The organism is Desulfosarcina widdelii, from assembly GCF_009688965.1.
In the GTDB taxonomy this organism is placed as follows: Bacteria; Desulfobacterota; Desulfobacteria; order Desulfobacterales; family Desulfosarcinaceae; genus Desulfosarcina; species Desulfosarcina widdelii.
Genome location: NZ_AP021875.1, coordinates 3,455,230 through 3,474,836, shown reverse-complemented (window position 1 = coordinate 3,474,836; position 19,607 = coordinate 3,455,230). Strand labels below are relative to the sequence as shown.

The 19,607-nt window shown below is 56.7% G+C and carries 14 protein-coding genes; 12 read left to right on the top strand and 2 right to left on the bottom strand.

Annotated elements, in window-relative coordinates; translation table 11 throughout:
- Positions 1-69 precede the first annotated feature (69 nt).
- The 7 genes from GN111_RS16120 (at position 70) to GN111_RS16090 (ending at position 9,894) form a co-directional block, all read left to right on the top strand.
- Entirely contained in the window at positions 70-1,521 is a 1,452-nt protein-coding gene (locus GN111_RS16120) for an MltF family protein (RefSeq protein ID WP_155304728.1), read from the top strand.
- A 335-nt stretch (positions 1,522-1,856) separates the two neighbouring features.
- Positions 1,857-3,176, top strand: a complete 1,320-nt coding sequence (locus GN111_RS16115; RefSeq protein WP_155304727.1) for a saccharopine dehydrogenase C-terminal domain-containing protein — start codon at positions 1,857-1,859, stop codon at positions 3,174-3,176.
- Positions 3,173-3,574, top strand: a complete 402-nt coding sequence (locus GN111_RS16110) for an HIT family protein (protein ID WP_197740565.1) — start codon at positions 3,173-3,175, stop codon at positions 3,572-3,574. Before GN111_RS16115 ends, GN111_RS16110 begins: the two co-directional genes overlap by 4 nt.
- 136 nt (positions 3,575-3,710) lie before the next feature.
- Positions 3,711-4,196, top strand: a complete 486-nt coding sequence (locus GN111_RS16105; protein ID WP_155304726.1) for a cache domain-containing protein — start codon at positions 3,711-3,713, stop codon at positions 4,194-4,196.
- A 165-nt stretch (positions 4,197-4,361) separates the two neighbouring features.
- A complete protein-coding gene (locus GN111_RS16100; protein ID WP_155304725.1) occupies positions 4,362-5,492 on the top strand; it encodes an NAD(P)/FAD-dependent oxidoreductase in 1,131 nt (376 codons plus the stop codon).
- A 222-nt stretch (positions 5,493-5,714) separates the two neighbouring features.
- Positions 5,715-7,073, top strand: a complete 1,359-nt coding sequence (locus GN111_RS16095) for an ISNCY family transposase (RefSeq protein WP_155302183.1) — start codon at positions 5,715-5,717, stop codon at positions 7,071-7,073.
- Positions 7,074-7,290: 217 nt separating this feature from the next.
- Positions 7,291-9,894 carry a 7TM diverse intracellular signaling domain-containing protein gene (locus tag GN111_RS16090; protein ID WP_155304724.1) on the top strand — a complete coding sequence of 868 codons (2,604 nt, stop codon included), beginning with the start codon at positions 7,291-7,293 and terminating at the stop codon, positions 9,892-9,894.
- Between the two features lie 50 nt (positions 9,895-9,944).
- Here the strand turns inward: GN111_RS16090 and GN111_RS16085 are convergent, their stop codons facing one another.
- Entirely contained in the window at positions 9,945-13,034 is a 3,090-nt protein-coding gene (locus GN111_RS16085; RefSeq protein WP_155304723.1) for a response regulator, read from the bottom strand.
- Between the two features lie 2 nt (positions 13,035-13,036).
- Complete coding sequence (locus GN111_RS16080; protein WP_170302325.1) at positions 13,037-14,131, bottom strand: ABC transporter substrate-binding protein; 1,095 nt, start codon at positions 14,129-14,131, stop codon at positions 13,037-13,039.
- 518 nt (positions 14,132-14,649) lie between these two features.
- Between GN111_RS16080 and GN111_RS16075 the strand changes: the two genes are divergently transcribed.
- The 5 genes from GN111_RS16075 to GN111_RS34210 all read left to right on the top strand — a co-directional run bounded on the left by GN111_RS16075 (position 14,650) and on the right by GN111_RS34210 (position 19,418).
- On the top strand, positions 14,650-16,176 hold the full coding sequence (locus GN111_RS16075) for an SDR family oxidoreductase (RefSeq protein WP_155304721.1): 1,527 nt from the start codon (positions 14,650-14,652) through the stop codon (positions 16,174-16,176).
- Between the two features lie 35 nt (positions 16,177-16,211).
- Positions 16,212-16,895, top strand: coding sequence for a metal-dependent hydrolase (locus tag GN111_RS16070; RefSeq protein ID WP_155304720.1), 684 nt, complete (start codon positions 16,212-16,214; stop codon positions 16,893-16,895).
- 350 nt (positions 16,896-17,245) lie between these two features.
- The gene (locus tag GN111_RS16065; protein ID WP_155304719.1) at positions 17,246-18,016 is read left to right on the top strand and encodes an ADP-ribosylglycohydrolase family protein; all 771 of its coding nucleotides are present in this window, start codon (positions 17,246-17,248) and stop codon (positions 18,014-18,016) included.
- Between the two features lie 171 nt (positions 18,017-18,187).
- A complete protein-coding gene (locus tag GN111_RS16060; RefSeq protein ID WP_155304718.1) occupies positions 18,188-18,976 on the top strand; it encodes a TatD family hydrolase in 789 nt (262 codons plus the stop codon).
- A 307-nt stretch (positions 18,977-19,283) separates the two neighbouring features.
- Positions 19,284-19,418: a hypothetical protein gene (locus GN111_RS34210; protein ID WP_269433841.1), complete on the top strand. Its 135-nt coding sequence runs from the start codon at positions 19,284-19,286 to the stop codon at positions 19,416-19,418.
- The last annotated feature ends 189 nt before the right edge of the window (positions 19,419-19,607 follow it).

Sequence of the window (19,607 nt, the reverse complement as noted above, 5' to 3'; positions counted from 1 at the left end):
AGGACCATACGAAAGCAGGCTTGACGCGTTCCCGGCACCACCGAATCAAACCAGACGGACCATGACACCATGACCCGTAGGATCATTGCCGTACTTTTCGCTCTGCTGGGACTGCTGGCCACCGGTTCCCTGCACGCCGGGGAGCCGGTGGATCCCCATCCCCTCGACGCCCATATCGGGGAAAGTTACGACACTGACCTGGACGGATTGCTGGAACGAAGGTATGTCCGTGTCCTGACGACTTACAATCGCACCAACTTTTTTCTGGCAGGCGGCAAGCCTCGCGGGTTCGAGTACGACCTGCTCAAAGAGTACCAGAAAGCTCTCAACAAAAACATTTCCCGCAAAGAACTCCGGGTCGTCATCGAGTTTATCCCGGTGGCCCGAGACCGTTTGATTCCCGATCTGATTGCCGGATACGGGGACATCGCCGCTGCAGGATTGACGGTTACCGACCGGCGACGGCAGCAGGTCGATTTTACCGATCCATACGTGGTCGGGATCGACGAGGTGCTAGTCATGAACGCGGCGGAGCCGCCCATCGAGGCGCCATCCAGCTTGTCCGGGAGAGCCCTTTTCGTGCGTCCGAGCAGCAGCTATTACCAGAGCCTGCAGGATTTCAACCGGCAATTGCGCGGTCAGGGCAAACAGCCGGTCCGGATCGTGCGGGCCGACGAGAATTTGGAGACCGAAGACATTCTCGAACTGGTCAACAGCGGTGCCGTCGCTCGCACGATCTGCGACAGCCACATTGCCAAGGCCTGGAGCAAGGTGTTCACCGACATCCGCATCTACCCGGATGTTGCCGTCCGACAGGGCGGTCAGATTGCCTGGGCCGTGCGTAAAAACAATCCGCAGCTCAAGGCCAGCTTGAACCAGTTCATCCAGTCCCATCGCAAGGGTACGCTTCTGGGCAACATTTATTTCTCACGCTATTACGAGAAAAAAACCTGGGTCAGCAATCCGCTTCGCGGCGCAGCCGGCAACCGGCTGAAGACAATCGTTCCCCTGTTTAAAAAGTACGCCAAGCGCTACGGCTTCGATTGGCGGCTGATCGCGGCCATGGCCTACCAGGAGTCGGGCTTCGATCAGAGCAAAGTGAGTCCGCGGGGGGCGGTGGGCATCATGCAGATCCGACCGCAGACGGCGGCCGATCCAAAAATCGGGATAATCGATGTCAACACCGTGGAGAACAACATCCATGCAGCCGTCAAGTATCTTTCGTTCTTACGGCGCCAGTATTTCAAGGATGCCGCCATCCGCCCCCGCGACCAGGTGCGTTTCAGCCTGGCGGCCTACAATGCCGGTCCGGCCAGAATTCGGAAGGCGCGCCGGCTGGCCGGTCAGATGCAACTGGATCCCGACCGCTGGTTTCGCAATGTGGAGATGGCCATGCTCAAGATCGTCGGCCAGGAGACCGTCCGTTACGTGAGCAATATCAATAAGTATTACGTCATTTACCGGAACGCCTTCGAACGGGTCGAAGAACGGGAGGCCGCCGTCGAGCAAGTTCGCGAGTAGGGATCAACACCAAATATTCCCGCAATAAGATTAGATGCCTTTTCTCCCCGACACCGTGAGAACCTCGTGAGGGCGCGGCGCGCCGTGTCTCTACATGGAATCCTCGTCTTGCCGGTGCAAATGGAACGTCGCTTCCTATTACCAAATGTGGGTAAAGACCAGAGGGATAGCGAATGAACCCCATTACCTAACACGGCGGCCCTATACAAAAGCCTGTTGAAGATTTCCCCCTCCTGGCGTATATCCAGCCTTTGTGAAGAAAGAAAAGGGCTGAGGCGAGCTGATCGACCACGACCGGCATTTGCAGACAACGATATGCGGGACAGGGAGCGGATATGAAGAAAATATTGATTCTGGGGGCGGGACTGGTTTGCAGACCGGGTGCCCGGTACTTGTTGGAACAGGGATACGCGGTTACCATCGCTTCAAGAACCTTGGCCAAGGCCGAGGAAATCGTCCAGGGGTTTGAAAACGGGACGGCCCGACAATTGATGGTGGAGGACAAAGAAGGCCTCGCCGCGCTGGTCCGGGAGAACGACATCGTGGTCAGCCTGCTTCCTTTTGTACATCATGTCGACGTGGCCCGGGTCTGCCTGGCAAACAACAAGCCCATGGCCACCACCTCGTATGTCAGCGATGAGATGCGCGCGCTCGACGATGAAGCCAAAAGCAAAAACCTGATTCTTCTCAACGAGATCGGCATCGACCCCGGAGTGGACCACATGTCCGCCATGCGGATCATCGACACGGTTCATGCCCGGGGCGGCAAGATTCGCCATTTCTATTCCCTTTGCGGTGGCCTGCCGGCTCCGGACGACAACGACAACCCCTTCGGCTACAAGTTCTCATGGAGCCCGCGGGGCGTGGTCCTGGCCTCCCGCAATTCGGCGCGCTTTCTGGAGAATGGCGAGGTGGTCAACATCAAGGGGGAAGACCTGTTTTTAAACAAGCGCATCGAGACCGTCGATCCCTTGGGAGAATTCGAAGTCTACCCGAACCGGGATTCGCTGCCCTATAAAGAGATTTACGGCCTCAAGGACGCCGAGACCGTCATGCGGGGCACCTACCGCAACATCGGCTGGTGCGACACGTTCAAGAAGATCATCGATCTGGGCCTGGTGGACGAAACGCCCGCTACCTATCCCAAGGGCGCAACGTTCAGGACCCTGACGGCCGACCTGGTGGGGGCCGATGAAAGCGAAGACCTGGCCGTTGCCACGGCCCGCAAACTGGGCCTGGAAAAAGAGCATTTCGTCATCGACAACCTGGCCTGGCTGGGATTGTTCGACGCCGAGCCGCTGCCGGACGCCGGCAGCAAGTTGGACATCCTCAGCGAGCAGCTCCTGCGAAAACTGCAATACAAGGATGGCGAGAAGGACATGATCATCCTGCGCCACCGCTTCGAAGTGGAAGACGCGGACGGGAGCGGACACACGATCACTTCCACCCTGATCGATTACGGCGTTCCCCATGGCGATTCCTCCATGGCGCGCACCGTCAGCCTGCCCCTGGCGGTGGGCGTTTCCCTGATGGCGGAGGGCAAAATCGATCTCACCGGCGTTCAGATTCCCACTTGCAAAGAACTCTATAAGCCCGTGCTGGAAGGCATTGCTAAACTGGGGATTGAGATGGTTGAGGAAAGGATCGCGCATTGACAAAAATAAGCGGCGACAATCCCTCCGACTGCCTGTTCTGCCAATGGGTCGCCCAGGGCAAGGCGGTGGCAGAGTGCGGTACGGTGGCCGCTTTTAACGACGGATTCCCGGTAACCCCCGGGCATCTGCTGATCGTTCCCAAACGGCATGTGGCCGATGGCCTGGCCCTGAGCCAGCAGGAGATCCGGGACTCCGAGGAACTGATCCGCCGCCTGGTCGGACAAATCCGGGAGGACGATCCCGGCGTTACCGGATTCAACATCGGAATCAACATCGGCCGATCGGCCGGCCAGACCGTGATGCACGCCCACATTCACCTGATCCCCCGGCGTGACGGCGACACGGACGACCCCAAAGGCGGGGTGAGGGGGGTGATCCAAGGAAAACGCGGCTACTGATCCACCGCTCCTTTTTTCTCTGGTTTTTCTCAAGTTTTTGCAGATCCTGCCGATAACCAATTCCTTGGCTCGGGAAATCTGCTCATGCGAACGAGAAAACGATCAAGTTCAACATTTAAGAAAAGAAGGAGAACGTATGCATCGGATCGGAATCGTAGTTGCGGGTGTTATGTTGCTGTTTTTCGTGGCTGTTTCCAATGGTGTGGCAGGAACGCGCGACAATTGTATCGCCAAATGTAAAGAAGCGGCCAATTTTGTAAAAACCAACGGCATAAAGGCGGCCGTTAAGGAAATTTCAATCCGGCACAACCGTTTTACCTGGAACGACGGCGTGAGCTACGTATTCCTCATGGATATGGACTGCAAGATGCTGGCCCATCCAGTTAAACCCGAAATGGCGCAAGCGGATAATCTGATTGAAACCAAGGATGTAAACGGGAAGGCGTTCTTCGTGGATTTCATCAAGGCGGCCCAAAAGGGCAAAGGATGGACCCGCTACGATTGGCCGGTTCCCGGGCAGGAGGTCATCAAGCCCAAACACACCTTTATTTACCGGATCCCGGATACCCAATATTTTGTCGGCTCCGGTTTTTACGTCATGTCGCCTGGAGTGTTCTACTAAGACCTATAATTGGCGTCTCGCCTTTTTTGAAAAACAAGATAAGTCATTTATTGCGAAGCAACGGGTCTAGATACCCCGCCGCTTGCGGCGGGGTAGTTCATTTTTCCTCCCGCAGCCGGTAACTTTCAGCTTGCCAGAGAAGAACGCCTCCCCTAAGATATCGCCATGGAAATCACTGCAACTGTCATCGGGGCCGGGGTGGTCGGCCTGGCCGTGGCGGCCGAGCTTTCCGAAAGCCGAAAAGGGGTCCTGATCCTGGAGCGCAATCCCTCCTTCGGCCAGGAGACTTCCAGCCGCAACAGCGAAGTCATTCACGCCGGCATATACTACGCCAAAGGATCGCTCAAGGCCCGGCTGTGTGTCGAAGGCAACCGGATGCTGTACCCGCTGTGCGAAAGCGGCCGGATTCCGCATCGCCGCTGCGGCAAGCTGATCGTCGCAACAGCGCCGGAAGAGGAGGCCGTCCTGCTGGACATTCAGGAGCGGGCCAGGGAAAACGGTGCCGACGATCTCAAGATGGTCAGCGCCCGCGAAGTCAAGGACCTGGAGCCCAACGTCAAGGCCTGCGCCGGGCTGCTGTCACCTTCCACAGGCATCATCGACTCCCATCGGCTCATGCGCAGGTTTGCCGCACGGGTGCAGCGCAACGGTGCCCAAATGGTACCTCACACCACGGTCTCACGGGTGGAAAAGTGCGATGACGGCCGCTACCGGGTCCACGTTGCGTATCCCGACGGAGAGCAAGACAGCTTTGTATCGCGCTGGGTCGTCAACTGTGCCGGCCTGGAATCCGACCGGGTGGCCGGCTCGATGGGGATCGACGTCGATGCCTGCGGATACCGCCTGCACTACTGGAAAGGCGACTATTTCAGCCTGGACGTACCATCGGGCTATCTCCAGCGGCTGGTTTACCCGGTCCCCCAGGCCAATCATGTGGGGCTGGGGGTGCACGCCACCATTGACCTCGGCAACCGGGTCAAGCTGGGTCCCGACGCCACTTACCTGCCAGAACGCAATCCGGATTACGCGGTGAATCCCGCGGCCCGGCAATCGTTTTACGAGGCGGCCCGGCGCTACCTTCCCGCCATCACCATCGACCAATTGAATCCTGAGATGGTCGGCATCCGGCCCAAACTGCAGCAGCCCGGCGATGCGGTCCGGGATTTCATCATCGCCGAAGAGTCCTCCAAAGGGTTGCCCGGTATTGTCAACCTGATCGGCATCGAATCTCCCGGCCTTACTGCCAGCCCCGCCATTGCCCGCTACGTGGCCAATCTGATCGCGGCGGGGGAATGAATCGGAGCGCAGCCTCTCTATATCCTACCATCGCTTGCCCACCAAATATAGATCAAGAAAACCGCCTGTCGGTCGATAGTTAGTGCTCATCCACAGGAATAACTACCTGTAATAAATAAGAAACGCGCATTTTGTAGTGGTTTTTCTCTTCTCTTTGTAGTATATTGAAAGTCGCCAAACAACCAATATCACTACAAAAGAAAGAAAGGAGCCGATCACAAAATGCGCGAAAAATGGCAAAAACAGATGCCCCTGATGCCTCAGATCAAAGACCACGCCCAAGCAAAAGAACTTACAGCTATCAGTGGTATCATCGATGCTCACCCTATCATCTGTGATCGCGTTCTTCAAGATTTGAACAAGGGCAAGCTGGTGGCCTATCGAACTGGGGCTGACGGCATGAGCGCCGACCAGGTACTGCGTTGTGCTATCGTCAAAATCCTTTTCGGTTTTACGTATGATGAACTGGCATTTCATATTGTCGATTCGCAGGCATTGAGTTGGTTCTGCCGGATCGGTATCGCCGACAAGGGATACAAAAAATCCGCCCTGAACAAAAATATCAAAGGCATATCGGACGCCACCTGGGAACTGATCAATGCGGATCTTTTGGGATATGCGAAGCAAAAGGGCATTGAAAAGGGCCGACAGGTCCGGGTCGATTGCACGTGCGTTGAAACTCACATCCATCATCCCACCGACTCCAACCTGCTGTGGGATGGTGTTCGCGTGTTGACGAGGCTGCTGAAGCGCTTCCGGGATGAATCGGGGATCACAGTTCCTGACTTCCATAACCATACCCGTGTTGCCAAACGACGGATGCTGGCGGTGATGAATGCCAAACGGAAAAACAAGCGTAAGGTTGCCTATGTGGACCTGCTCAAAACCAGTCGCAAAGTGGTTGGGTACGCTCATAAGGCAGTCGCTGCGATCAATGCCGGTGCGACCTGCGACCCGCTGGTCATGACGATTGGCTTCCAGATCGAACATTTTGTCGATCTGACCCGCAGGGTGATCCACCAGACCGAACGCCGGGTTCTTCATGGAGAAACGGTCGATGCCAAAGACAAAGTAGTATCGTTGTTCGAGCCACATACCGATATCATCGTCAAGGATAGGCGCGATACGCTGTTTGGTCACAAAATCTGTCTGACCGGAGGCGCGTCGAACCTTATTTTGGACTGTGTCATCACCGAAGGCAATCCGGCCGACGCCGACCTGACGATACCGATGCTTGAGCGGCAAAAACAAATTTATGGCCGCTATCCCCTCAAGGCCAGCTTCGACGGCGGTTTTGCATCCAAGGAAAACTTGAAGCGAGCCCAATCGCGTAAGATCAAAGACGTCTGCTTTGCCAAGAAACGAGGTCTATCTGAAACCGACATGTGCCGCAGCCAATATGTGTATCGTCGATTGCGCCGCTTTCGAGCGGGTATTGAATCCGGTATCTCCTGGCTGAAGCGTTGCCTTGGCCTGACCCGCTGTACCTGGAAAGGATGGGACTCGTTTAAATCCTATGTTTGGTCTTCGATTGTGGCCGCCAACCTGCTGACCATCGCCAGGGGAAAAACAGCCACTTGAGACCTTAATCGATTCCGCATCGTGAAAACTGGTTGAACAAGTGCGCTTGCATTAAGCCGATTTCGGTAAATTAGCCACAAACCGATGTAGCGATGGTGAGAAAAATCCTGCCGAGGATTTTACCACTCTATTTTTTTGCGACTCGGCTCTGAAAATTACCATTTATGGATCGACACTAGTTAACGGTGTGATCAACCATGAATAGGAAGAATATGAATTGCGGCAAACGATCAAATTTTTCTTTTTAGCCCTGACCCTGGCCATCGGGACCCTGCTATTGATCCAGCCTGGTATGTCCACTGCCGCAACGCCCCATTTGCCGGAGGGCCACCTGGGGGTACTCGATCTCGAAAACTGGCAGCCGGAGCATGATGAGTGCCTCCCGCTTGCCGGGCAGTGGGAATTTTACTGGCGCGCGCTGCTTTCTCCGCAGGATTTTCGTTCGGCCAATCCCCCGCCGAGAACCGGCTGGTTTGCCATGCCCTCCGTGTGGAACGGCACGGTAGTGGACGGCCGGGAACTGGATGGCAACGGTTTCGCCACCTTTCGTCTGCACCTGCGCGGCGTTTCCGGACAGAAACGGCTGGCCCTGCTCATTCCCTATGCATTTTGCGCCTGTCGATTGTGGATCGACGACCGTTTGGCGGCCTCGGTCGGCCTTGTGGGCCCCAGCGCCGATCAGATGGAGCCCGATTACCGCACCCGGATTGTCGTCATCGATTCCCCAACGGACGGCGAAGTGGTGCTGACCCTGCAGATCTCCAACTTCATGCACGCCAAAGGCGGCATGCGTGCTCCTATTCGGCTGACAACGGCGGAACGATTGCCAGCTGTCAAGAATCGGGCCATGGCCAAGGACATCATGGTGTTTGGCTGCCTGCTGATCATGAGTATCTACCACTTTTTTCTTTTCGCCTTCCGGCCCCAGGATCGTTTCAACTTCTATTTCGCCCTTAGCTGTCTGCTTTTCGGACTGCGCGCCGGGTTGACCGGAGAAGTGTTTCTGGCCGATCTGTTCGAAGCGTTGAGCTGGAACGTGGCCATACGCATTGAATGGCTCTGTGTCTATCTCGGTGCCCCGCTTTGCCTCGCCTTTGTTCGGTCTCTTTTCCCTGAAGACTGCTCCGTTCGGATTGTGCAGGGGGGGCTGGCGATAGGAACGCTGCTGGGAATCATCACCCTGGTGGCACCGATCCCTGTTTTTACGGGCCTGTTTTCAACCGTGACGCCCCTGATCATTCTGATTTGTCTGTTCAGCGCCGGTGTGCTGGTCAGGGCCGCACTGAAAAGACGGTTCGGTGCGACCGTGATGCTGATCTCTCTTCTGCTGGTACTGGCGACCGTGGCCAATGATATCCTATACGCCAACGATCTGATTCAGACCGGCCATGTAATCCCTTACGGCATGCTGTTTTTTGTCTTCTCCCAGGCCATGATTCTGGCCAACCGGTCCGGAAAAGCCTTCAAAGACCTGGAAGTTGCCAATGCAGCCTACGAGCAGGAGATTCGTGTCCGAAAAGAGGCTGAGGCCAAAGTGCAGGCTTACCAGGACAAGTTGGAGGGGCTTGTGCACAAACGGACCGAGGCCCTGGCATTGGCCAACGAGAACCTTTTACGGGAACTCGATGATCGAAAACGGGCTGAAGAAGAGAAGTTCAGGCTGCAGGAACGGCTGCAGCGTGCACGCAAGATGGAGGCCCTGGGCACGCTGGCTGGCGGTGTGGCCCATGATCTCAACAATATTCTTTCGGGCGTGGTGGGGTACCCCGACCTGTTGCTTCAGGACATGCCGGCGGACAGTAGTCTGCGCAAGCCGCTGATGACCATTCAGCAATCGGGGCAGAAAGCTGCGGCAATCGTCCAGGACCTGTTGACCCTTGCCCGGCGGGGTGTGGCCGATTTCAAGGTGCTGGATTTGAACAGCGTGGTGAAAGATTACCTGGACAGCCCGGAGCATGAAAAACTGGTTCAGTTTCATTCCAAAGTGAAGGTGGACCTGGATCTGGCAGCCGACCTGAAGGCAGTGAAGGGGTCGGCTGTCCACCTGTCTAAAACCGTTATGAACCTGGTCAGTAATGCCGCCGAGGCCATGCCGGACGGCGGCACCATCCGTATCCGAACCTACAACCAGAGCGTGGACACTTCCATGGGGACCTACGAAACAAGTCGGGAAGGAGACTATGCCGTCCTGAAGGTCGAAGACGAAGGCGTAGGCATATCCGGGGAAGACATGGAGCGGATTTTCGAACCCTTTTATACTAAAAAGGTTATGGGCAAGAGCGGAACCGGCCTGGGGATGGCCGTGGTCTGGGGGACGATCAAGGACCACGACGGTTTCATCGATGCCAAAAGCCGTGAAGGCATGGGTACCAACTTCAGCGTTTATCTTCCGGCAACTTCAGAGAAGGCCAAAAAAGCCACGGAAGTGTGGTCGCTGGAGGACCACCGAGGGCAGGGAGAGCGTGTCCTGGTGGTGGACGATGTGGCCGAGCAGCGAGAACTGGCCACTGCCATGTTGACCCGGCTGGGGTATCGGGCCGATGCGGTGTCTTCCGGAGAGGCGGCGGTGGAAGCGGTTTCCCGGCAGCCGGCAGATGTACTGCTTCTGGATATGATCATGGATCCGGGCATTGACGGACTGGAGACCTACCGGCAAATCGCGGCGATCTATCCCGGCCAGAAAGCGGTGATTTCCAGCGGCTATGCTGCAACGGACCGTGTACGCCAGCTTCAGCAGCTCGGTTCGATCCTCTATCTTAAAAAGCCCTATCGTCTGGAGACCCTGGCGGAAACGGTCAGGGCAGTCTTGGTTGGCAGCTGATTTTATGACGCAGGGGCTGGTTTTTCAATCTTCCGGAAGGGAACACATGATTAATTCAGGATGTCACGAATTTTGCGGGACAATTCTTGGATAGAAAATGGTTTCTGGATAAACCCGCTGCAGCCCTGATTGAGAATTTCATTGGCCTGACCGTCGATGCTGTAGCCGCTGGACAAAAGTACGCGGACATCAGGGTCAATGTGTTTCAACTGGGCAAATGTTTCGGCACCGCCCATGTCCGGCATGATCATGTCCAGCACCACAAGGTCGATGCCGGTTTTTTGTCGGTAGGTGTCCACGGCCTCGCCACCCGATTGGACCGCAAGAACCCGGTAGCCGAGCGTTTCAAGCATATCTCGTCCTACATCGAGGATCATGGTTTCATCGTCGACCAGGAGAATCGTTTCGCTGCCCCCTCGCAGCCGACTTTTTGCGACCGGATCTTCCGCGACATGCTTGTCCACTGCCGGTAAATAGATGGTGAACGTGCTGCCTTCTCCCAACTGGCTCGCCACATCGATGATCCCGCCGTGGTTTTTGATAATGCCATAAGCCGAGGCCAACCCCAGGCCGGTGCCGCGCTGCCGCTCCTTGGTGGTGAAGAAGGGGTCGAAGATCTTTTTCATGGTACCCGGATTCATTCCGGTACCGCTGTCGGCAATGGTGATCTTCACGTACCGGCCGGGTGGCACCCCGTGGGGTTTGACGGTCGCTTCATCGAGTGTCGTATTGGCCGTCGAGATATAAATTTCCCCGCCTGCCGGCATTGCCTGCCAGGCGTTGACGAAAATGTTCAGCAGGACCTGGTGGATCTGGCCCCGGTCGCATTCGATCCGCCAGATGCCCGCCTGATATTTTTGATGAACACGGACCTCCTTTTTGGTGCGGCCGAACATGGTTGCGCTCTCGTTTACCAGATGATTGGGATCGGTGGGCTTGACTTCGTATTTCCCCCCGCGAGCCAGCCCCAGAAGCTGTCGGGTCAGTTCCACACCCCGCTGGACAAGGGCCTCGATACCGTTCAGCCGCTCGTTGTCATTGTGCTTTCGGTTTTCGTCCAGCAGCATCAGCGAAGTGTTTCCCTGGATTCCCATCAACAGGTTGTTGAAATCATGGGCGATGCCGCCTGCCAGGGTCCCCAGTGACTCCAGTTTTTGAACCTGAGCCAGTTTGGCTTCCAGTTGTTTCTTTTCCGATTCGGCCTGCCGCAGGGCCGTCAGATCGTGGACCACGGCAGTCAGCCTGACGGGAGTGTCGTCTTCGAAAACAAATCGACAATTGATCAAGGCCCAGAAAAGGCGGCCGTCTTTACCCATGATGCGTTGCTCCTCAGGCGGCAGCGTCGGGTTGTCCGGAGTGAGGCCTTTGTGCCGTTGGACCCATCGGGAAAGATGGGATTCCGGTAGCAGGGTTTGCGGGTTGAGGGCCAGAAATTCCGCTTGGCTGTAGCCGGTGTAAGAGCACATGACATCGTTTACACCAATGAACCTCTTATGCTGCAGATCGAACTCGCAGATACCGGCCGGCGCGTGCTGGACCAGCTGGCGATAGCGGGCCTCGCTTGCTTTCAGTGCTGTTTGCGACCATTTGCGTTGCATGGCGATGTAGAAGATTTCTCCGGCCAGATGCAGCAGTTTGGCTCCTTTTCCGGACCAATCCCTTTGCTGCCTGACTGCATCGAAACCGACCCATCCCTTGAGCGATCCCCGGGTAAGGATCGGTGCACAAATCAGGGATTGGATGCCCTGCTTTATCCAGTCCGCCTTCTCGCCCGCCGAAGCCTGTTCGAATGCGGCGACGTTCGGGATAACGATGTCATTGCCTTGCGCGGCGTTTTTTATCAACCACGGATAATTCTCAGTCGGCAGGTTCTGAAGCGTTTCGACGAAAGGCTCAATCCCATCGTCGCACCACTCGTGGGTGTTGCTCACGGTTCGTCCGTCCTTGGAGATCAGGAACAGGTATGATCGGTCTGCGGAAACAAACCGGCCGATTTCCCTCAATGATCGGTTTATTTCGTCGTCCAGGGAATCGCTGTCGGTTCCCATCAGCCGACGGGAGATGTCTGCGATCATGTTTTCGGCATTGATATGATTGCGCAACTGCTGGGTCATGTGGTTGAATGACGCAGCCAGTTCCCCGATTTCCTTGCCTTCTTCCAGGCGGGCCTGTTCGTCCAGGTTGCCGGCGGCAATGCGCTGGGCCGTCTCGGCCAGACGGCCGACAGGTGCCACCACCCGTTTGATTTGCTGCAATCGCAGCGTCCACAACACCCAAAGCCACAGGAAAAAGGAGAGGCTCAGGGCAGGTGCCACCACGCGAACCAGCGGCCCCAGGGCACTTTTCAGCGATTGCTGGCTGACCACGACCCAATCGAGGGATTCAATCGGTACGCCTGCACCGAAAACCCAACCGGTGGATGCCCGGTAGATTTTTGTCGATTCCGTTTCGAGCCCCTGGCGGACGATTTCCATATGACCGACACTGTGTTGTTCAACGACCAATTGACTGTTGGAATGGGCTAAAAGGGTGCCCGCACGGTCGGCAACAAAAACCAGATTTTCCCGGTCTCCCCCAATGGCCGCATTGATGTTCGCCTGGAGTGTCGAAAGGTTCAGTTCGCCGACAACCATCTGGCCCGATTCAACGGATTTTGCCAGATAAACGGTGGGCTTGCCCGAACGCATGGAAATGAACGGAGCCGAAACGAAGGTGGATTTTTGTTCTCTGGCCTTGGCGTAGTATGGCTGGCGGGTCAGGTCCAATCCGATGTATTGGTGATCGAGGGGCGTCATGAGATCCAGTCGACCGTCCAAGTCGAGTATGTACAGGGTGTCAAAATAGCTGTAGGCGCTGTGCGTATCGGTCAGAAATTGTTTCAGGTGGGGGCGATCGGCGGTTTCGATGGTTTGCCCCAGTGCATCGAGCACGCGCTTGGCGCTGTCCGTATAGGTGACGACCGTGTTGGCAATGCTGCGCGACAGTTTGACCTGTTGCCGAGCCAAGGTTCCTTGCCAGACTAAAACGATACTGACAAAGGTGACAGCGACCAGGATCAGCGTGGGCAGAAAGAGTAGCAGGAGAAGCTGATTGAGCATTACCCGGCCAAGCGGCCTTCTGGAAGAGGTTTGTGCTCTCATCGCTAGGTTTCGATGGCTGACAGTGTCTGGAAGTTGCCGTTTTTCACCGTAACGACAAACTGTGTGCGAATCACATCGCCGTATGGATCCATCTTGATGTTGCCCAACAGCCCTTGGAAGTCGTTTATCCCCAGCAGCGCTTCTTTCAGGCCGGATCGATTCCCTCCGGTCTGCTTCAGCGCTTTTGCCAACAGATTCATGGCTTCGTAGGATTGTGCGGCTGCGAAAGTGGGCGGCCGCCCGAATCGTTCCCGGTATCTGAGACGAAAGGTTTCGAAGGCCGGCTTCCGGCTGTCGATGTCATAGTCCGCCACCAGGATCAGCCCTTCTACTGCCTTGCCGCCATTTTGGATCAGGGTGTTGGTCTGTGCCCATCCGGAACTGAAAAGGGGGCAGGAAAAGCCGTTATTGCGGAGATGTTGGGCGATGAAGGCCGTATCTCTGGCGGAGGCGATGATCAGTAGACCGTTGACGTTCGAAGGCGATATCGGCCGCATGAGTTCGTCAAAATCGGGATGCGACGAAGATGAAAAAAAGAGATTTTCGGATAGATGGCCCCCGGTTTTTTCGAACGTATCGACGAATGCTTTGCGAAAGGCATCGCTGTAGGCCAAATTGTCCTGATCGGCGATCACCACGATCCGTTCGGCTCGATACTGAGATCTGGCGATCCTGGCCAGTTTACCGGCGGCGGCGGTAATGGCGGGTTGAACCCGCAGGAAGTGATCGTCGATTCCCGTCAGCAGTGATGTGGAGGTAGTGGGGCTGAGCATCAGCATGCCCGCTTTCTCGATTACCGGCAGTGCAGCCATGCTTTGCCCGCTGGTCATGTGCCCGACAATGGCTACCACGTTGGCCTCGATCAGTGCGCTGTCGGCTGCCTTTGCGCCGGTCGGCGTTCCGCCATCGTCCTGAACAATGAGTTCTATGGGACGCCCGTTGATTCCTCCGGATTCATTCACGCTTTCGATCGCCAGAATAGCTCCGTTTCGGCCCTGTACACCCAAATCCGCATTGCTACCGGTCAACTCGCCCGAGAAGCCGATGAGGACGGGTGCATTGCCCGTGCAGGCCAGAAAGACAGAAAAAACAATCATTTTGATCATTCCTGCCACGTGCTTGCCATTCCATTTCATGAGAGCACCCCTTTAGCCTGTTTCCGTTTTCTTTTTATATCGGCAATTCGCCGGCAACAATTACCGGAAATTAGGTAGAAAACGAGATCTTCCGGCAGTATATGAAGTTTGGCGTTCAAGGAGAAAGTCGATATGGATTCTCCACTTGCTATGAAATTCTTATACGTCGGAACGCTCGGTCAGGGATGTTCCGCTCCCCCATCCATCGAGATGCATGGCCGGGACGGGGTGTCCAATCAGCAATATATTGATAATTCCACGGGGCTCTGGCGTTGACGTCTTCTGTAAATCGGGCTATTTTTATAGAGCTTATTATACTTTCAGTATTTCCTCAAATCTACCTGCATTTTTAAGCCGCATCCGGATTTTTGTAACGGGGAGCAGCTAGTATGCTGTTGCGGTGGAGAAAAGAAGGTGGTGATTCGAACCGGCCTGTGGCCTTACGGCAATCACCTCGGCCGGGAGAGCAGAAAGACGCCATGGACACAAATGCTTCCCCTGCAACCCATAGCAACCAGACTGTTCTGGTGACCGGGGCGACCGGCTACGTGGGCGGCCGCCTGGTACCTTTGCTGCTTTCCCGCGGCTGCCGGGTCCGGGCTTGCGCCCGCAATCCCCGGCGTCTGGAAAATCGACCCTGGGCCGGGCACGCCAACGTTGAGATCGTGGCAATGGATGCCCTGGACCTGGCTTCTGTGGACGCGGCCGTGACCGGCTGCGGGATCGTCTACTACCTGATTCATTCCATGATTGCCGGGAAATCCGGTTTTGCCGAGGCCGACCGAACGGCGGCGCTGAACATGGCTTCGGTGGCGGCCGTCCGGAAGGTGAAGCGGATCATCTACTTAGGCGGCCTGGGAGAGACGGATCATCCTGGTCTGAGCGACCATCTGCGCTCGCGGCACGAAGTGGAGGCGATCTTCAATCAGGGCGCCGTGCCGGCGACCTGCCTGCGGGCCGCCATGATCCTGGGGGCCGGCAGCGCCTCGTTCGAGATGCTGCGCTACCTGGTGGAGCGCCTGCCGGTCATGGTGACGCCCAGATGGGTCGATACACCCTGCCAGCCCATCGCCATCCGCGACGTCCTGGGGTATCTGCATGATTGTCTGGAGGCGGCCGAAACCGTCGGCCGGACTTTCGACATCGGCGGGCCGGAGGTGCTCAGCTACCGGGAATTGATTCATATTTACGCCGAGATGGCCGGGCTCATGCCGCGCATCATCTTCCCTGTGCCAGTGTTGACGCCCAGGCTCAGTTCCCTGTGGATCCACCTGGTCACACCGGTGCCCTCGGCCATCGCACGGCCGTTGGCCGAAGGCTTGAGCATCCCGGTGGTCTGCCGGGACGACCGTATTCGCGAAATCTTGCCGCGCGACTTGCAAAGCGCCCGGGAAACCATGCGGATTGCACTGGACCGTGAGCCCCAGGCGGAGCAGGATGCCTGCGACATTCCACCTGAAACCCTGCTGCCTCCGGAGTGGACCGCCTGCGGCGATGCCGAATACACCGGCGGGACCCAACTGACCTTGGCTTTTCGGATCGTTCTGGCGGCGGGCATCGAATCGGTCTGGGAGGTGGTGGAGGCCATTGGCGGGAATCGAGGTTATTACGGCAACAGTTTGCTGTGGGCGCTGCGCGGCGCACTGGACGCCATCGTCGGCGGCCCCGGAATGAAGAAAAAGCGCCGGAACAACGCCACCCTGGACGCTGACGAGGTGTTCCATTTCTGGCAGGTATACCGGATCCACCGCCCCCAGCGTCTGGTGCTGGCCTCCCGCATGAAGGTCCCCGGAGAGGCCCTGCTGGTCTTTCAACTCCGACCGCTTTCCGGCCAAACCGAACTGGTGGTGCAGGCGCTTTTTCTGTCCAAAGGGCTGCCGGGCCTGGGCTACTGGTACGCGCTCTACCCGGCCCACCAGTGGGTTTTCCGGACCATGTTGCGTAACATTGCCCGGCAGTGCAAGGCTCACGTCATTCTGGGACCGGAGATGGTTGCGGTGGAATAGACCGGACCCTATGCCAACGTCAAGGAGGTGTTCGAATGGGAGTAAATGTTACCTGGTACAGTCACGCCTGCCTGCTTATCGAAGCCGACGGCACCCGGCTGCTGGTCGATCCTTTTCTGGCGGGCAACCCCCTGGCACCGATCAGCGCCGATGCGGTCGAAGCGGATTACATATTCGTGTCCCACGGCCATGGGGACCATGTGGGCGACACCGTGGCCATTGCCAAACGCACCGGCGCGACGGTGGTGTCCAATTTCGAGATCGTCAACTGGCTGGCCGCCCAGGGGGTCGAGAAGGGTCACCCGCAGCACATCGGCGGAGGGTTCGACTACTCCTGGGGCCGGGTCAAACTGACCATCGCCCACCATGGAAGCGGCCTGCCGGACGGCTCCTATGGTGGCAACCCTTGCGGCTTTCTCTTCTCCATCCAAGGGAAAAACATCTACCACGCCTGCGACACCGGCCTGTTTTACGACATGAAGCTGATTGGCGAAGCGGGCATCGACCTGGCCGTGCTGCCCATCGGAGACAACTTTACCATGGGGCCGGACGATGCCCTGCGTGCCGTCCAGTTGATCGAACCCCGGCAGGTGCTGCCGATCCACTACGACACCTTCGAGATCATCGAACAGGACCCGGCGACCTGGAAAAAACGAGTTGAAGAAGCCACTTCCGCCCGGGTGGTTTTGCTTCACCCCGGTGAGCGCCTGGAGCTGTGACGCCGCGTCACCGCCCTCGTCTCGCGTAGTGGCGGGGTTGATCCCCGTTTTCATCGATCAAGTGTTGTCCTTCCAGAAGCAATCCATGGGTGTCGTAGGGGCGAAAGATTTTCGCCCCTACGTCGGAGCGATGATATGGATTGAAAATGCCGTTTCCCCGCCCCATCGCCAACTGATGCTTGCCCGAACATCCGTTTTTGGGTAGACTATGTCGATTGCGTTGATTTCCTGCTGATATCCACACGCGTTTTGCAGCCGCTCCCGGCAGCTTCCTTCCCGCAGATTTAGACCGCACGTTGCGCTTTTTATCATACTTTTGATTCCCGGCAATCGGCAAAGGAGAAGGACCCATGATCGGAGCCATAGCAGGCGACATGATCGGTTCCCCCTACGAGAGCCGCCCCGTCAAGACCGTGGCCTTCCCCTTGGTGGTGGATGCCTTTACCGATGACACGGTTCTGACCGTGGCGGTGGCCAACGCCATTCTGCGCCGCACGGGGTACCGCTCCTGCATCGCCTGTTTTGCCCGCAGCTTCCCCAACCTGCCCTATGGCGGTTCGTTCTGGCACTGGATCTGGGATCCAAACAGCATACCCTATTACAGCTTCGGCAACGGTTCGGCGATGCGGGTTTCTCCGGTGGGATTTGCCTTCGAATCGGTCGATGCGGTCCTGCACCATGCCAGGCGCTCCGCCGAGGTAAGCCACAACCATCCCGAAGGCATCAAGGGCGCCCAGGCAACGGCGTTGGCGGTTTTTCTGGCGAGAAAAGGGGAGGACAAGGACAGCATCCGCAAAGAGATCGAGGCGCGCTTCGGATACTGTTTGGAGGGTTCGGTCGACGAGATCCGTTCGAGCTACTGTTTCGATGTTTCCTGCCAGGGATCGGTACCCGAATCGATCATCGCCTTTCTGGAGGCCCACGACTATACATCCGCCGTGAAAAACGCCATCTCACTGGGCGGCGATGCCGACACCATGGCCTGCATCGCCGGCGGCATCGCCCAGGCCTTTTACAAAAAAATGCCCTCTGACCTGGTTCGGCAGATCCGTGAGCGGCTGCCGGAGGTTTTGCTGGCGGTGGTGGATCGTTTCAACGAGACGTTCGATTGCGCCTTTTGAGGTCGTCGGTGTATAGTATCCCCAGCGTTGCATTTTATCACTACGGCGGCACCCTTGGCGCCTTGGCTCTGAATCGCTCCGGCTTTTGCAACGTTGGGGTACCTTCATTTCGGACGCCTCTTTTAGGGTCCGGTTGCTTTTCTTCAATTTGAAATAGGGAGTCAGCAGGCTATGGCGTTATCAGGATATCCTCTGGTGGACACGCACGCCCACATCTGCGATCCTGCCTTCGATCCTGACCGTGATGCAGTTCTCGAACGGGCACAAAAGGCAGGGGTGGCGGCGGTTGTGGCCGTGGGGGAAAACTTGGACGATGCCCGCAGGAATCTGGAACTGGCCCGGATTCATCCCATGCTATGGCCGGCCGCCGGACTCTATCCGACCTTTCTCGATCTTGACCAGGCCAAAGAGATGGAGAACTTTATTCGTAGCCATCGTGACCGGCTCGCGGCCATTGGTGAGGTGGGGCTGGATTACTGGGCTGTCAAGGAAGATGAGCAAAAGGCGCTGCAAAGGGAGATCTTTAAAACCTTTATTAAACTATCCAGGGAATTGGATCTGCCGTTGAACGTGCATTCACGCTCCGCCGGGCGTCATGCGGTGGCGCTTCTGCTGGAGAACAGTGCGAACCGGGTTCAGATGCATGCCTTCGACGGTAAAGCCTCGGCCGCCCTGCCTGCGATCGAAGCAGGCTATTTTTTCTCCGTACCGCCCTCCATCGTGCGTTCGCGCCAGAAGCAGAAACTGGTCCGGCATCTGCCGCTTTCCTGCCTGCTGGTTGAAACCGACAGCCCGGTGCTAGGTCCCGATCCGAAGACCCGTAACGAACCCGCCAATTTGAGCCTTTCCGTTGCGGCCATCGCCCGGATCAAGGCGGTTGCAGTTGAAGCTGTGGTCGAGGCTGTTGCGGAGAACACCCGGAGGCTATACGGGAAAGGGCCGGTGATCAGTGAACCGTGAACCTTGATGGCTCGTGAAAACCAAACTCGTCATGCCGGACTTGATCCGGAATCCAGAACGTATTGAAATAACTGGATAGCGCTAAAGCTTCACTTCGTGCCCGGCCTGCGCCGGAATGACGGAAAAAAGATAATTTCGGGTTTTTAAGAGTTCCTCAATCCTGAACCCCGAACCCAAAACTCTTTTGGTAGTATTTTCCTCCCATCATACGGCCAGCCGGCTCCCATTGTCCATTTCTCAGAAAGCCCTATATTTAATATAACGAAGGAATAAATACCAACAACCTATAATCATGAGAGGTGATATCATGGCCGAAAATAAAAATCAGGATTACTTCGACGACAACAGTGAAGGGCATGTGGATACCCGTGAAGCCAATTTCCAGTGTGAGAATCGCGACGAGCATCTGGGCTGCGATCCCGGGATCGATGTAGCCGGATAAGTGAAAGTAAGGTGCCCGATGATAGGCATAGCACTGACGCTCATTCTGCTCGCATATTTCGTCAACCGATGTGTCGCCGGATGGTCATCACAAACAGCCTGCAAACTCTGAGGGCATGATCGACGGCAGAGCTTCGACTAATTAAAGGCAATAATCACAGACCGCCGAATAAGCGGTCATAAAAAGGCA